The following is a 14,373-nucleotide window of genomic DNA, read 5'->3' on the forward strand; positions in this document are numbered from 1 at the left end:
TTGAACTTGAAAGCTGTTCATTTTGGCGCAGGAAACATTGGCCGCGGTTTTATCGGCGCAGTTCTTCAAGACGCAGGTTTTTTCGTCACATTTGCCGATGTCAATCAACCCCTAATCGACCTAATGCTGGCTGCCGGTGAATACCGGCTCACGGTGCTGACCGAGCAGCAAACTACTCGGCGTTATTCGAATTTCACGGCGCTGCACTCGGTGAATCAATTTGATGCTCTGGTTCAAGCGATATCGGTCGCCGATTTAGTCACTGCATCTGTGGGAGCCAATCTCTTGCCCAAGCTGGCCGGTGCTATTGCAGCCGGAATCAAAGCAAGAGGCTCCCGCGAACCCTTATTGGTAATGGCTTGCGAAAATGCCATAAACGCGACCGATATCTTGGAGAGTGCGATAGCCGAACAGGGCGAGCTCGATTATGAGAAGGTGATTTTTGCCAACACGGCTGTGGATCGAATCGTGCCGATGCAGCCTGAGGGTTCGGCCCCAAATGTATTCGTTGAAGAGTTCTGTGAATGGGTAATCGATTCGAGCCGGATGTCGGATTCATTAATCTCAATACCCGGAGCCGTGTTCGTCAAGGAGTTAGCGCCATTTATTGAGCGCAAGCTCTTCACTGTCAACACTGCCCACCTAACCATCGCCTATCTGGGGCAGCTTGCCGGGTACCAAACAATAGCTCAGTCACTTTGTGACTCAAATGTTTTTGAAATGACGCGCGCTGTCTTGGACGAGACATCCCGAGTGTTGATCGAGCGTCATCACTTTGATCCTGAGCAGCACGAGGCTTATGTCTTGAAAACCCTGGCAAGGTTGGGAAACCCCGTGATCGACGATCAGGTTATAAGGGTTGGTCGACAGCCCCTAAGAAAACTCTCAAGAAATGAAAGATTAATAGGTCCGGCAGCCTATTCCGCCGAGCTCGGACACGAACCCAAGGCAATTCTGAAGGTCGTTTTGGCAGCTCTTTTGTTTCGCGATGATTCCGATTCAGAGGTGCTTGAGCTAACTGAAATTATTGCGACCCACAATGTCTCCGATTGTGTTGTGAAGATATGTGGCGTCGATACCTCACATCCCTTATATCCAAACTTGCTTGAGGTATTTTCAATGCACAAAAGTGCGTTGAATCGGGCCTAAACGACCTAAGCCGCAATTGATAATTTTGCTATCATCTCAAAAGTAACCAGGAGGAATCATGCCCACCATTAGAGCCAACGTAATTATTCAAGATCCCATCGGCTTGCACGCCAGACCGGCTGGCCAAATAGTTAAGTTGATAAAAGAGACTGGACTCGAGGTGCGCATTGGCAAAGTTGGCGAAGAGCTAGTGAAGGCTAATTCGCCATTGAGAATGATGGCTCTAAAGGCAAAGACTGGCCAAGAGCTAGTTGTTGAGATTGATACCGAGGATCAGGCACTAGCCGATTCGATAATTCATCAGATTCAAGACTTCATTAAGGGTTGATAATGACCCTGGAGTCAGGAACAGTTCTAACCGGCTTGGGTGTTGGCCTAGAGGCGGTTGTGGCCGAAGTGCTGCGAATTCGCCCACACCAAGATTTGCCAGCCGCTGCCAAGCATTTGGGGGACGTAAAAAAAGAGGTTCTGGCCCTCAAGACCGCAATCTCCAACGTCGCAGGCGGCTTGGATGAGCTCGTCCTTGGTGCGGAGGAGACCTCGGCCGAGATTCTAGAAGCTCTCAAAATGATGCTTGAGGACGAAGAGCTTTTCGAAGCGGCCAGTTTGCAGATCGAAGCCGGCTGGAATGCGGCAACCGCGATTGATTTGGCGGTGGATGAGTTCGGTGAGCTCTTTGCTGGAGATGAGGCTTTTGAAGAGCGACTGGTTGATCTCAAAGATTTAGCTAAGCGCGTGGCAGCGGATATCTTCGGAATTTCTGTGGGACTTGAGATTCCAACCCAGGGCAGTTTTGTGATAGTTGGAGACGATTTTTCTCCCGCCGACACGGCCCAATTCACCAAGGCTGTGGTCGGGGTAGTAACCATAAAGGGTGGACCCACCAGCCACACCGCAATTATTTGCCGCTCCAGGTCCATACCGGCAGTGGTTTCTTGTGCTGGGGCCAAGGATCTTTTAGACGGCCAAATGGTTTTAATTGATCCGGTTGGCGACCGAGTCGTAGTGGACGGCGATGATTCACAGGCTACAACCGCAATTAGTTTCGTGCCAAAATCGCTAGATCCGATAGTTCCGGTCCGAGCCAATATCGGCTCACTTGAGGACGCGATTGCCGCGGCAGCTTCTAGCGCCGCTGGAGTTGGGCTTTTTAGAACTGAGCTTTTATACCTATCGGAAAAATATCAGCCAACAAGGGAAAAACAAACCCAGAGCTATACCAATATTCTTAGGGCGGCGCCGGAAGGCCCAATCGTGGTGCGCACCATTGACGCTGGTTCGGATAAGCCAGTGCCATTTTTAGATATGCCGCAAGAGGAGAATCCCGCGCTCGGGATCCGTGGCTTCAGGTTGATTCAAAACCACAGGGACTTTATCGTCGATCAGCTAGCGAGCCTAGAGAGCGCGAGAAAAGAATCTGGCCGTGAGGTTTGGGTAATGGCTCCGATGATTTCCACCGCTCAAGAGGCTATCGAATTCGCAGATCTGGCCCGATCCCATGGTCAATATAAGGTCGGAATAATGGTCGAAACTCCCTCGATTGCAATGGCAATTAAGGACTTAAAGGGCCAATTGGATTTCATCTCGGTTGGGACAAATGATCTGTCGCAGTATCTGTTTGCGGCGGATCGAATGAACGCCGGGCTAGGAGCCTTGCTGAACCCTTGGCAACCCGCGCTAATTCGCATGCTCGAAAAGATTGCCCGAGAGAGCGCCGAGGTCGGCATTAGCTCGGGTGTTTGCGGCGAGAGTGCTTCGGATCCCGCGTTTGCAATTGTTCTTGCGGGCCTTGGGTTCCAGTCACTTTCAGCTTCCAGGTCTCAGGTTGGAGCGGTTCGTAACGCGCTAAGTGCGGTGAGCCTAGATCAGGCTAAAGGGGTTGCCAGGCTCGCTTTGGCGCAAACTTCGGCGGAGTCGGCCAAGGCTGCGGTGCTTGAGGAGCTTGCATCTTTATAAGACAAGTAAACTTGTAATCATGGCCGGTCCTTCTATCTCTCAAATCCCCAAAGTACGCTCTGTGATAAAGCTTTTTAGCGTGTCTTCTTATATCACAGGAACTTTTTTGATTCTGCTGATGATCACTTGGGGCATTCGAAGATTACCCTTTTTGGGCTACGACCTATGGGCCGGTGGGCCAAACGGCTTAATAAGTTTTGAGCAGTACGGTGTTGATGGTGAAGGCCTGCCGGATGTTGGCATCAACCTCACCGTCATGATTTTGATTGTTCACGGTTGGCTATATGTGCTTTACCTCTACGCTGACTTTAGAATCTGGACACTCATGCGTTGGCCGCTTACTCGCTTTTTGCTCATTGCATTCGGTGGAGTGGTCCCGCTACTAAGTTTTTATACCGAGCACCGTTATAAGAAAATTGCTAATCAAGAATTAGCTGAAATAGAGAAAAATGCAGCCAGTACTAGTAGTTGATTTTGGTGCCCAATACGCCCAGCTAATCGCCAGGAGGGTGCGCGAAGCAAACGTGTATTCCGAAATTGTTCCCCACACCATCTCAGCCGAAGATTTGGCCAAGAAAAATCCAGCCGCGATCATTCTTTCGGGCGGCCCAGCCTCGGTTTATGAACCAAACTCACCACAGTTGGATGCAAAGATTTTGGAGCTTGGGGTTCCCATTCTTGGTATTTGCTATGGCTTTCAGGTCTTAGCTCAAGCCCTTGGCGGCCGGGTTGACAAGACCGGCAAGAGCGAATTCGGTGCGACGGATTTGAATGTGGCTTCGGCAGGAACCCTCTTGGCCGGTCAGCCCGATCTGCAGGTTTGCTGGATGAGTCACGGCGATCAAGTCACCGAAGCTCCAGCGGGCTTTGTGGTTCTGGCTTCTACCGAGACAACCCCGGTTGCGGCATTCGAGTCTGTAGAAAAAAGAATATATGGCGTGCAGTGGCACCCGGAAGTAAAGCACTCGGCCCAGGGTCAAGAGGTTTTGAAGAACTTTTTATACCAGGGGGCTGGCCTAAAACCAGACTGGAATTCCGGCAGCGTGATTGCAGAACAGATAGAGCGAATTCGCGAGCAGGTCGGTGACTCCAGGGTAATCTGCGGTCTCTCCGGTGGAGTGGATTCCGCAGTGGCCGCGGCTCTAGTGCATAAAGCAATTGGTGATCAGCTGACGGCGGTATTTGTGGATCACGGACTTTTGCGTGAGGGAGAGCGCGAGCAAGTGGAGCGCGATTACGTGGCCGCTACCGGGATCCGACTCATTACCGTTGATGCCGAAGATAAATTTCTATCTGCGCTCGCTGGGGTTTCTGACCCTGAGACCAAGCGCAAAATAATCGGTAGAGAGTTCATTCGCACATTCGAAGAAGCCGAAAGGCAATTGCTGTCAGAGTCGATGGCCGATGATCGACCAATCAAGTTTTTGGTGCAGGGGACGCTTTATCCGGATGTCGTGGAATCTGGCGGTGGCGTAACCGCGGGCATTAAATCTCACCACAACGTTGGTGGATTGCCGGATGATCTCGACTTTGAGCTCATTGAACCCTTGCGAACTTTGTTCAAAGACGAAGTTCGCGCTATCGGGGCCGAACTGGGTTTGCCAAAAGAAATTGTCGGAAGACAACCCTTCCCGGGCCCGGGCCTCGGAATTCGGATTGTTGGTGAGGTTACCAAGGAGCGGTTGAACCTATTACGCCAAGCCGATGCGATTGTTCGTGAAGAGCTCACAAAAGCGGGGCAGGATGCCTTGATTTGGCAGTGTCCGGTTGTGCTCTTGGCTGACGTTAGGTCGGTTGGGGTGCAAGGAGATGGCAGAAGCTACGGCCATCCGATTGTTTTGAGGCCGGTGTCATCAGAGGACGCCATGACTGCGGATTGGTCGAGGTTGCCCTATGACCTGCTGGCTAAGATTTCGAACCGAATAACCAACGAGGTCAAAGACGTGAACCGGGTGGTGTTGGATATCACCTCCAAGCCGCCCGGCACCATCGAATGGGAGTAGCCGTGCAGATTTTTGGCCACCGCGGAGCCTGCGGCTACCTCCCGGAAAACACAATGGAGTCCTTCGAGCTAGCATTCCAGCTCGGGAGCGACGCGATTGAATTCGATGTCGTGATGACCAAAGACGGCCACCTAGTTATTCGACACGATAACGACCTCAGTCACACCACGGACATCGCCAATCACAGTTTCTTATCCAATAAAGTCGAAGAACTAAATCTCGAAGACGTGAAAAAACTTAGAGCTATTGAGCGCTACCCCGAGGGACGCAGCGGCTCCGCCGCCAAAGACGGTCAGTATTCGATTCCGGAACTGTCTGAGGTCTTGAACAATCCTGCTTTTGATCAAAAACACCTAATTATTGAACTGAAATTTGGCAAGCATTTTGCGGCCCTCGGGCTGAATCCGGTCGAGGCGCTGGCAAGGATTCTGGAAGAATCTGGCTGGCAAGGGCGCGGGATGCGAATCACGATTGAGTGCTTCGAGTTTGACATTTTGCAACAACTTCGAGACCGGATTTCTAGGCCCGCTCGCTTTGTATTTCTGTCTGCTCCCGACATGCTCCCGACTGGCGTTACGCTGCTGACCGATGAGTTGTTGGCCCAGATAGCCAAGAACTTTGATGGCTTATCGCTCGCCATATCAATGGCACTTCGTGGAGATTTGGTCATGCGAGCCAAGGCCATGGGTCTTGAAACATACCTGTTTACCGCAAGGATCGAGACCGCAGAAGGCGGGGTCGATGAATGGTTCAAAATGCTTGTCGAAACCGGGGTTGATGGAATCTTCTGCGACCAGCCAGACCAGTTGGCCAAAGTAGTCAGTTCTCTCACCTAGGCTACCCTCCGATGCAATTAGACATTTTTGAGAACCTAAACCCAGATTCCCTGCTTGAGGGGTTGAATCCACAACAGCGAGCTGCCGTGGTGCACCGTGGCCGCGCACTTTTGATTGTGGCTGGTGCCGGCAGTGGTAAGACGCGGGTGTTGACCCACCGCATCGCCCACATGCTGCACTCTAAGGAGGTTTGGCCAAGCCAAGTCCTCGCTATTACATTCACCAATAAGGCCGCGGCTGAGATGCGAGAGCGCATCGAAAACCTGATAGGGCCTTCTGGTCAGGGGATGTGGATCAAGACTTTTCACTCTGCTTGTTTGCAGATTCTTCGGCGCGAGGCGCAGCGCCTTGGGCACGATGCTAATTTCACGGTCTACGACACGCAGGACACCAGGGCGCTTCTAAGAAGACTGCTGCGTGAGGCCGGTGCCGAAGACGCCGACATCAAGCCACAGCAGGCCGCTGCAATTATTTCCAATGCCAAAAACGAACTAAAAGACGCCGAGGATTTTGCCCGAAATGCCGATCGGTCAAACCCCAAGGAGCGAATCGTCTCCGAGGTTTACTTGGCTTATACCAATGAACTTAAGCGCAATAATGCCTTTGATTTTGACGACCTAATTGCCGAAACCGTTCATCTACTGCGGGCTTTTCCTGAGGTGCGAGCTAGGTATCAAAAAAGATTTAGGCAGGTTTTGGTAGATGAATATCAAGACACTAACCACGCTCAATACGCTTTAATTCGCGAGTTCACCAGGCCGCTTCCGGATGAATATGCCATCTACGATGACCAAACAGCCGAGCAGCTAATGCCAGCTGAATTGACCGTGGTGGGCGATTCGGATCAATCCATCTATGCGTTTCGCGGCGCTGACATTAGAAATATCACCGAGTTTGAAAGAGATTTCCCCGGAGCGGCCACCATTCTCCTCGAACAAAACTATCGCTCCACCCAAAACATCCTTTCGGCGGCCAACACGGTGATTTCCCAAAACCCTTATCGGCCAGCTAAAAACCTTTGGACCGATCAGGGAGCCGGCGAGCTGATCTCGCTTTTCACTGGATTAGACGAGCGTAACGAAGCGGCATTTATAGTCGACAAGATATCCGAACTGCACGGTGAGGGCGTCGCCTACCGGGATATTGCCGTGCTTTATCGGACCAACGCGCTAACCCCTTCTTTAGAGGCGGAGCTCAAGAGCCAAAGAGTCCCCTACGCCGTGATTGGTGGTTTGAAGTTCTTTGAGCGAAAGGAAATCAAAGACGCGCTGGCCTATCTTTCTGCTATCTCAAATGGCAGAAATGACGAGGCGGTCAGGCGCGTCATCAATGTTCCGGCCCGTGGCATAGGGGATAAGACCGAACTCAAACTCGCTCAATTCGCAAGAAGTCAGGATGTGCCTTTCAGGCACGCCTTGCTCCGCGCGCATGAATTAGGGCTTGGTCCAAAACTCACCGCCTCGGTCTTAGAGTTCGGGGAATTGCTCAATGAGCTGGATGCTCTGACTGCTACCGATGGCCCGGCTGAGGTTCTAAAGCTCGCGCTTGAAAGAAGTGGCTATCGATCAATCCTTGAGGCCTCCAGAGACCCGCAGGATGAAGCAAGGGTAGACAACCTAGATGCGCTACTGGGTCAGCTTTTCGAATGGCAAGCCCAGAACCCGGAGGGCACGGTAGCTGACTATCTAGCCGAGGTAACTCTTTCGGCTTCGGCCGATGAGATTGAAGATGAGTCGGGCACCATTTCGCTGATGACTTTGCACACCGCCAAGGGTTTGGAATATCAGGTGATATTCATGATTGGTCTTGAGCAAGGCACCTTGCCACACGTTCGTTCCTTCGATGAACCGGGTGGCCTGCAGGAAGAACGCAGGCTGATGTATGTCGGGATGACCAGGGCTCGAGAGCGACTATTTTTATCTCACGCCCTGCAGCGCACCCTGTTTGGTAATACCGCAAGCTTTATGCCTTCGGCATTTTTATCGGATATTCCAGCCGAGCTCTTAGATGCCGAGGGTGCGGAACGCCAGCCACTAACTCAAAGCACCGGTTTCCAGAAACGATCCAGTTGGCAAGGAGCAATCAATACCGTGGCTCAGGTGCGGGACAACAAGGAGTTATCTCTTGAAGTGGGCGACAAGATTTCTCATGATGCATTTGGCGCTGGCAAGGTTATTGGTGTCACCGGCAACCCTCCAAAGCAAACCGCAGAGGTTAGATTCGAATCCGGAATCACCAAGCGGTTATTGGTGAAGATGGCTCCGATTCAAAAGCATTAGCCCTTTTCACTAGGAAAACGCTCGCTAGACTTAGCTTGTTATTTATCGCTCGAGAGACGGAAAAAACCCTTGGATTTATTTGAATATCAAGCGCGTGACCTTTTTGAGGCTTATGGAGTCCCTGTTTTACAGGGTCTGATCGCGGATACCCCGGAAGAAGCTGAAGCTGCAGCTCAAAAAATTGGCGGGACGGTAGTTGTCAAGGCCCAGGTAAAAACCGGTGGCCGCGGCAAGGCCGGCGGCGTCAAGGTGGTTCACTCGCCTCAAGAAGCTAAAGATGCGGCCGCCAAGATTCTTGGGCTAGACATTAAAGGTCACGTAGTCAAGCGGGTGATGATTGCCGAGGGCGCTCAGATTGAGCAGGAGTTTTACTTCTCAGTCCTACTGGATCGTTCTAACCGGACCTTCTTGGTGCTCTGCAGCGTCGAGGGCGGCATCGAGATAGAGCAGCTAGCGGTTGAGCGGCCAGAGGCGCTCGCAAGGATTGCGATCTCGGCGACTCAGGGTATTGATTTGGCAAAGGCCAAAGAGATTGCAGTGGCCGGCGGGTTCCCCGCCGAGCTGGTTGACAAGGTCGCTCCAGTATTTGTGAAGCTCTACGAGGTCTTCACAAAAGAGGATGCAACTTTGGTGGAGGTAAACCCTCTGGTGATGACCAATGACGGCCGGATTTTGGCTCTTGACGGCAAGGTAACCCTTGATGAGAACGCTGAGTTTAGGCACGAGCGCGCCGAAATGGAGCGCGATCAGTTGGATCCACTTGAAGCCAAAGCCAAGGCGATGGATTTGAACTACGTGAAGCTCGATGGTGAAGTTGGAATCATCGGCAATGGCGCGGGTCTTGTGATGTCAACTTTGGATGTTGTGGCATACGCCGGTGAAAGACACGGCAATGTAAAGCCGGCCAACTTTTTAGACATCGGCGGAGGTGCATCTGCCGAGGTTATGGCAGCTGGTCTCGACGTCATTTTGAACGACCCTCAAGTCAAGAGTGTCCTTGTAAATGTCTTCGGTGGCATCACCGCTTGCGACGCCGTTGCGAATGGGATTGTTGGCGCTCTAAACACTTTGGGAGACAGGGCCAAAAAACCACTGGTTGTTCGCCTTGATGGTAATAACGTTGAAGAGGGCAGAAAGATTCTTTCCGATTTCAATCACCCACTAGTTTCTTTGGCCGACACGATGGATGGCGGTGCGGACCTAGCTGCCGCATTGGCCAATAAGTAGGAGTAGCAAGATGGCAATTTACCTAAACAAAGACTCCCGCATCATCGTGCAGGGCATGACCGGCGCAGAGGGCATGAAGCACACCACCCGCATGCTGGCAGGTGGCTCAAACATCGTCGGTGGCGTGAACCCCCGCAAGGCCGGTGAAACCGTAACCGTTTTGGATAAAGAGCTGCCAGTTTTTGGAACAGTTAAAGAGGCGATGGAAAAGACCGGCGCTAATGTTTCGGTGATCTTCGTGCCGCCAGCTTTTGCAAAGGCTGCGATTCTCGAAGCTATCGACGCCGAGATTGAACTTGCGGTAGCAATCACCGAAGGAATTCCGGTTCACGACTCAGCTTCGGCCTGGGCCTATAACGTCGATAAGGGGCTAAAGACCCGACTTATCGGCCCAAACTGCCCGGGCATCATCAGTCCCGGCGAGTCAAATGCTGGCATTACCCCCTCGGACATTACCGGCAAGGGCCCAATTGGTTTGGTTTCCAAAAGTGGAACCTTGACCTACCAGATGATGTTCGAACTCAGGGACATCGGTTTTTCCACCGCTATTGGAATCGGCGGTGACCCAGTTGTGGGAACCACCCATATCGATGCGCTCGAGGCCTTTGAGAATGACCCGGAAACCATGGCTATTGTTCTGATTGGTGAAATTGGTGGCGACTCTGAAGAAAAGGCCGCCGAATACATCTCTAAGCATGTCACCAAGCCGGTGGTCGCTTATGTCGCAGGCTTCACCGCCCCCGAGGGTAAGACTATGGGTCACGCTGGCGCAATTGTTTCTGGTTCGGCTGGGACCGCTCAGGCCAAGAAGGAAGCTTTTGAAGCAGTAGGCGTCAAGGTTGGAAAGACTCCTTCGGAGACTGCCGCTTTGATGCGCGAGATTATCGCCAAGCTGTAACCTCGTGAACCGAGGGCTGAGCTTCGTAATTGCAGCGCTTCAAGCGCTGATAATTTCCGCAACTGCCCTGGGTGTAGTTCTCGCCCCACTTACCTTGGCTTGGTTCATCGAGGGTGATGGCTCAGTTGATTACGGGGTTGTTCTTCAAGTAGCCGGTTATGCGTTTTTGCTGGCCTGCGGTGTTCCGGTGACTTTTGCGGCTGGAGAAATTATAGACATTCCGTTTCCGGAATTTGTCATCAGTACCATGCCACTTGGAATGACCCTTTTAATAGCTCTTTTGGCAATCCGTATCGGGCACCGCCTATCGGCGGCTTCAAGTTTGTGGCCGGCCTGGCTCGCTGGCTCAGCCACCTTTGGCGGCATCGGCTTTTTAGTGTCGTGGCTGATAAGAGGGGATGCTGTCAGCGTCGGCGAGTTCGAACCATTATTCATCCCCGCATTATTTTTCGGAATCCTAATATTCATAGCCTCGGTCTCGGGCAAGCGTTATGAGTTGTTCAGTGGCGCGAATGGCCCCGAGGCTAAAGAAAGAATTGCGGTTCGGGCATTGCTTTTGGCCTTGTATCAAAAATTGCATTGGTCGATTAGGACCGTGCTGTCTCCAGCGGCAAGAGTTGGCATTGTCGTAATGGCCACCATGATTCTGGTCTCCGCTCTCGGGATGGCTGTGGCTCTAGGTTTTGGTTGGATTGAGGTGGTGAGACTCTACGAAGCAATGCGAGTGAGCATTCTTGGTGGTGTGGTGCTGACTATTGGCCAGTTGGCGATTCTACCGAACCTGGTGATTTACGGCATGGCCTGGCTCTCGGGAGCCGGATTCTCAATTGGGGCTGGCTCTTCTGTAACACCGTTTTTAACCCAATTGGGTCCGATGCCCGCCTTCCCGATTTTTACCGCCATACCAATCGGGGGGCTTGAGCGCGGCGTGCTATTCGTTTTAGTCCCAATGCTCACAGCCTTTTTGGCAACGCTTTTGGTTCGGCGTCACACCAAGCAGATGCGTTGGGAGTACGCCACTAGATTCTCCGCCGCCCTGGCGTTCTCGGTCACCGCGGCAGCGATCGGGGCGGCGCTCGCTATCGGGCTTTCACTCATAGCCTCAGGGAGCTTTGGACCAGGGCGGTTCGGTTTTGTGGGAATCGATCCTTTATTATTTGGCGGCCTGGTTTTCTTAGAGATACTAATCCCAAGCTTCTTGGCCGGCTTGGTGGTTATTCGGCCCTATGTTGATTCTGAAGATATGAAGTAGGGGTTGGAAATGTTATCGGTGGTTGTACTTATTTCCGGTTCGGGTTCGAACCTGCTGGCACTTTTGGAAGCGGCAGAAAACCCGCTTTATCCAGTTCGAGTGCTGGCGGTCGGCTCGGATAATCCAGCTCTCGGCCTTGAGCACGCTGAGAAATATGGCGTGCCAACTTTTGTGGTGGAGGCGGACAGGTTTGAAACTCGCGAGGAGTTCGCGAATGTGTTGATGGCCAACATACATTTTTTCGATCCGGATCTAGTTGTTTTGGCTGGGTTCATGAAGATGTTGCCGCCGAGTTTTGTTGAAGCCTTTAGGTCGAAGTTGATTAATCTCCACCCTTCACTGCTGCCGCTATTTCCTGGGGCTCACGCTGTTCGTGATGCTTTGGCGGCTGGTGCAAATCACACTGGTAGCACGATTCACTTGGTTGACGCTGGAATGGACTCCGGTCCGATCATTTCGCAGCGCGAACTACAAATACCCGAAGCCGTTTTGGAAGTTGAACTCACCGAAATGATTAAGGTGTTGGAGCGCAGACATCTAGTGGATGTGATTCGTGAAATATCCGAGGGCACAATAAACATGGAGGGCTTAATCTAATGACTAATGTCAGAGGAGCAGACGAATTCAACCATAGGGATCGAATCAGGCCCAAACGCGCGCTGATATCGGTTTCCGATAAGACGGGCTTGATTGAACTTGTTGGCGCGCTGGTCTCACAAGGCGTGAAGCTTGTGTCCACCGGCTCCACCGCAAAGCAAATCGCTCAGGCGGGTTATCCGGTTCAAGAGGTATCCGAGGTCACTGGTTTCCCCGAGTCGCTGGATGGTCGAGTGAAGACCCTGCATCCGAAAATCCACGGTGGAATTCTGGCTGATCTTAGGCTCAAGGATCATCGAGAGGAACTTGCAGGTCTGGGCATTGAGGCCTTTGAGCTGGTGGTGGTGAACCTTTACCCTTTTGTGAAGACCGTGGCAGCTGGCGCGAGGGGCGACGAGGCCATAGAGCAGATTGATATTGGTGGGCCGGCAATGGTCAGGGCCGCGGCTAAAAACCACGCCAATGTCGCAATCGTTGTGGATCCCGGACATTATTCGAAACTGATAGCCGCGCTAAACCAGGGGGGAACTACCCTCGAGCTTCGCAGAGAGCTTGCGGGGTCGGCCTTCACGCACACTGCCCAATACGATTCGGCCGTGGCGAATTGGTTTTCCAAAGAGTTTGATTCGCTTAGGGGTGAGCCCGGAAGAAGCCCCGGATTTGAATCTGAACTGAACCCGAGTTTCGACCTTTCGAGCGTTCTAAGATACGGAGAAAATTCGCATCAAGCCGCAGCAATTTACAATCAAAGAGGTGCTTTTGCTGGAATTGCGCAAGCAAGGCAGCTTTCAGGCAAGGAGATGTCTTATAACAACTATGTCGATGCGGACGCTGCGCTTCGCTGCGCTTACGATTTTATTGAACCGGCCGTGGCAATCATCAAACATGCGAACCCCTGCGGGGTGGCGGTATCTTTCGAGGATTCGGAAGACGCGATTGCGAATGCGCACCTAAGGGCTCACCAGACCGACCCGGTTTCAGCCTTTGGCGGAGTTATTGCAGCCAATCGGATGGTTACCAAAAAAATGGCCGAGCAGGTGTCAGAAATCTTCACAGAGGTGATTGCTGCGCCAAGTTTTGAAGTTGAGGCCCTGACAATTCTCAGTAAGAAAAAGAACCTTAGAATTCTTGAACTCCGCGGCGGCTACCAAAGACCCAAAACCGAACTAAGGCAGATCTCTGGCGGACTGCTAGTGCAAGAATCTGACGGTTTCGAGGGGCTCAACTCAAGGGATTGGGTATTAGTCTCGGGACCGGCCTTGGATGACGCTGGAATGCTGGATCTGGAATTTGCTTGGCGAGCCTGCAGAGCTGTGAAGTCGAATGCCATCTTGCTGGCAAAAGCTGGCGCCGCGGTTGGCATTGGCATGGGGCAAGTGAACCGGCTGGATAGCTGCCGTTTGGCAATAGCTCGCGCCGGTGATCGAGTGATCGATTCGGTGGCCGCCTCCGATGCGTTTTTCCCATTCGCCGATGGGCTCGAGGTTTTAATTGAAGCCGGAGTCAAGGCGGTGGTTCAGCCCGGCGGGAGTGTGAGAGACGAAGAGGTGATTGCTGCCGCAAAAAAAGCCGGCATCTCGATGTATTTCACTTCGGAGAGGCACTTCTACCACTAAAAAAACAGGGGCCCCATGGGACCCCTGTAGTTTTAGGTTTCGGCTAGTGGATTTCTTGTAATAACCCGGTTGACACGTCAAACACAAATCCGCGAACACTGTCTGTGTGGGGGATGAATGGGCTCTGTTTGATTCTTGAGATCGAAGCCTTGACATCGATCGCTAGGTCATCAAAAGCTTCTGCGGCCCAAGCTGGCTTGATTCCGGTTTCTTTTTGAATATCGTTTTTAAATTTATCATCGGTAAAAGTGAGCATGCCGCAATCGGTGTGGTGAATCAGGATTATCTCCTTGGTTCCCAATAGTCGCTGGCTGATTGTCAAAGAGCGAATTTCATCCTCGGTAACCACGCCTCCAGCATTGCGAATTACGTGAGCCTCTCCCGGGTTGAGTCCCAATGCTCCGTGCACATCTAGCCTTGCATCCATGCAGGCTAGAACCGCCACGTGCTTCGAGGGGGGCAATGGCAGTGGTCCTTGGAAGGTCTTGGAATATTCGATGTTATTGGCTAAATACTGGTCTGTGATAGACACTTGTTCTCCTTGAGGTTTGATTTAAATT

General features: G+C 52.1%; 13 protein-coding genes. 12 read left to right on the forward strand and 1 reads right to left on the reverse strand.

Features of this window, described 5'->3' with window-relative positions; genetic code table 11:
* Positions 1 to 6 precede the first annotated feature (6 nt).
* The 12 genes from BLP47_RS02970 to purH all read left to right on the forward strand — a co-directional run bounded on the left by BLP47_RS02970 (position 7) and on the right by purH (position 13,813).
* The gene (locus tag BLP47_RS02970) at positions 7 to 1,149 is read left to right on the forward strand and encodes a mannitol-1-phosphate 5-dehydrogenase (RefSeq protein ID WP_091852857.1); all 1,143 of its coding nucleotides are present in this window, start codon (positions 7 to 9) and stop codon (positions 1,147 to 1,149) included.
* 58 nt (positions 1,150 to 1,207) lie between these two features.
* Positions 1,208 to 1,477 carry an HPr family phosphocarrier protein gene (locus BLP47_RS02975; RefSeq protein WP_091850223.1) on the forward strand — a complete coding sequence of 90 codons (270 nt, stop codon included), beginning with the start codon at positions 1,208 to 1,210 and terminating at the stop codon, positions 1,475 to 1,477.
* Between the two features lie 2 nt (positions 1,478 to 1,479).
* Positions 1,480 to 3,105, forward strand: a complete 1,626-nt coding sequence (locus BLP47_RS02980; RefSeq protein ID WP_091850225.1) for a putative PEP-binding protein — start codon at positions 1,480 to 1,482, stop codon at positions 3,103 to 3,105.
* A gap of 19 nt (positions 3,106 to 3,124) precedes the next feature.
* Positions 3,125 to 3,577 carry a DUF3817 domain-containing protein gene (locus BLP47_RS02985; RefSeq protein WP_091850227.1) on the forward strand — a complete coding sequence of 151 codons (453 nt, stop codon included), beginning with the start codon at positions 3,125 to 3,127 and terminating at the stop codon, positions 3,575 to 3,577.
* Complete coding sequence (gene guaA, locus BLP47_RS02990) at positions 3,555 to 5,108, forward strand: glutamine-hydrolyzing GMP synthase (protein WP_091850229.1); 1,554 nt, start codon at positions 3,555 to 3,557, stop codon at positions 5,106 to 5,108. The genes BLP47_RS02985 and guaA overlap by 23 nt, the downstream gene beginning before the upstream one ends.
* A 2-nt stretch (positions 5,109 to 5,110) precedes the next feature.
* Complete coding sequence (locus BLP47_RS02995; protein ID WP_157671435.1) at positions 5,111 to 5,944, forward strand: glycerophosphodiester phosphodiesterase family protein; 834 nt, start codon at positions 5,111 to 5,113, stop codon at positions 5,942 to 5,944.
* Between the two features lie 11 nt (positions 5,945 to 5,955).
* Entirely contained in the window at positions 5,956 to 8,223 is a 2,268-nt protein-coding gene (locus BLP47_RS03000) for an ATP-dependent helicase (RefSeq protein WP_091850234.1), read from the forward strand.
* 69 nt (positions 8,224 to 8,292) lie between these two features.
* Positions 8,293 to 9,450, forward strand: a complete 1,158-nt coding sequence (gene sucC, locus BLP47_RS03005) for an ADP-forming succinate--CoA ligase subunit beta (RefSeq protein ID WP_091850236.1) — start codon at positions 8,293 to 8,295, stop codon at positions 9,448 to 9,450.
* A gap of 10 nt (positions 9,451 to 9,460) precedes the next feature.
* Positions 9,461 to 10,348, forward strand: a complete 888-nt coding sequence (gene sucD, locus BLP47_RS03010) for a succinate--CoA ligase subunit alpha (RefSeq protein ID WP_091850238.1) — start codon at positions 9,461 to 9,463, stop codon at positions 10,346 to 10,348.
* A gap of 4 nt (positions 10,349 to 10,352) precedes the next feature.
* Positions 10,353 to 11,600 carry a DUF6350 family protein gene (locus tag BLP47_RS03015; protein ID WP_091850240.1) on the forward strand — a complete coding sequence of 416 codons (1,248 nt, stop codon included), beginning with the start codon at positions 10,353 to 10,355 and terminating at the stop codon, positions 11,598 to 11,600.
* Positions 11,601 to 11,609: 9 nt separating this feature from the next.
* Complete coding sequence (gene purN / locus BLP47_RS03020; protein WP_091850242.1) at positions 11,610 to 12,197, forward strand: phosphoribosylglycinamide formyltransferase; 588 nt, start codon at positions 11,610 to 11,612, stop codon at positions 12,195 to 12,197.
* On the forward strand, positions 12,197 to 13,813 hold the full coding sequence (gene purH / locus BLP47_RS03025) for a bifunctional phosphoribosylaminoimidazolecarboxamide formyltransferase/IMP cyclohydrolase (protein WP_091850244.1): 1,617 nt from the start codon (positions 12,197 to 12,199) through the stop codon (positions 13,811 to 13,813). Before purN ends, purH begins: the two co-directional genes overlap by 1 nt.
* A 43-nt stretch (positions 13,814 to 13,856) precedes the next feature.
* Here purH and BLP47_RS03030 read toward each other — a convergent pair whose 3' ends face one another.
* Positions 13,857 to 14,345: a carbonic anhydrase gene (locus tag BLP47_RS03030; RefSeq protein ID WP_091850246.1), complete on the reverse strand. Its 489-nt coding sequence runs from the start codon at positions 14,343 to 14,345 to the stop codon at positions 13,857 to 13,859.
* Between the last annotated feature and the right edge of the window lie 28 nt (positions 14,346 to 14,373).

Origin of the sequence: Candidatus Aquiluna sp. UB-MaderosW2red (assembly GCF_900100865.1) — a bacterium.
Lineage (GTDB): Bacteria > Actinomycetota > Actinomycetes > Actinomycetales > Microbacteriaceae > Aquiluna.

Bases quoted from the DNA above. Each gene is read 5' to 3' on its own strand.
- purN (WP_091850242.1), top strand. From the start codon at position 11,610: ATGTTATCGGTGGTTGTACTTATTTCCGGTTCGGGTTCGAACCTGCTG.
- BLP47_RS02985 (WP_091850227.1), top strand. From the start codon at position 3,125: ATGGCCGGTCCTTCTATCTCTCAAATCCCCAAAGTACGCTCTGTGATA.
- BLP47_RS02975 (WP_091850223.1), top strand. From the start codon at position 1,208: ATGCCCACCATTAGAGCCAACGTAATTATTCAAGATCCCATCGGCTTG.
- BLP47_RS03000 (WP_091850234.1), top strand. From the start codon at position 5,956: ATGCAATTAGACATTTTTGAGAACCTAAACCCAGATTCCCTGCTTGAG.
- guaA (WP_091850229.1), top strand. From the start codon at position 3,555: ATGCAGCCAGTACTAGTAGTTGATTTTGGTGCCCAATACGCCCAGCTA.
- purH (WP_091850244.1), top strand. From the start codon at position 12,197: ATGACTAATGTCAGAGGAGCAGACGAATTCAACCATAGGGATCGAATC.
- sucD (WP_091850238.1), top strand. From the start codon at position 9,461: ATGGCAATTTACCTAAACAAAGACTCCCGCATCATCGTGCAGGGCATG.
- BLP47_RS02980 (WP_091850225.1), top strand. From the start codon at position 1,480: ATGACCCTGGAGTCAGGAACAGTTCTAACCGGCTTGGGTGTTGGCCTA.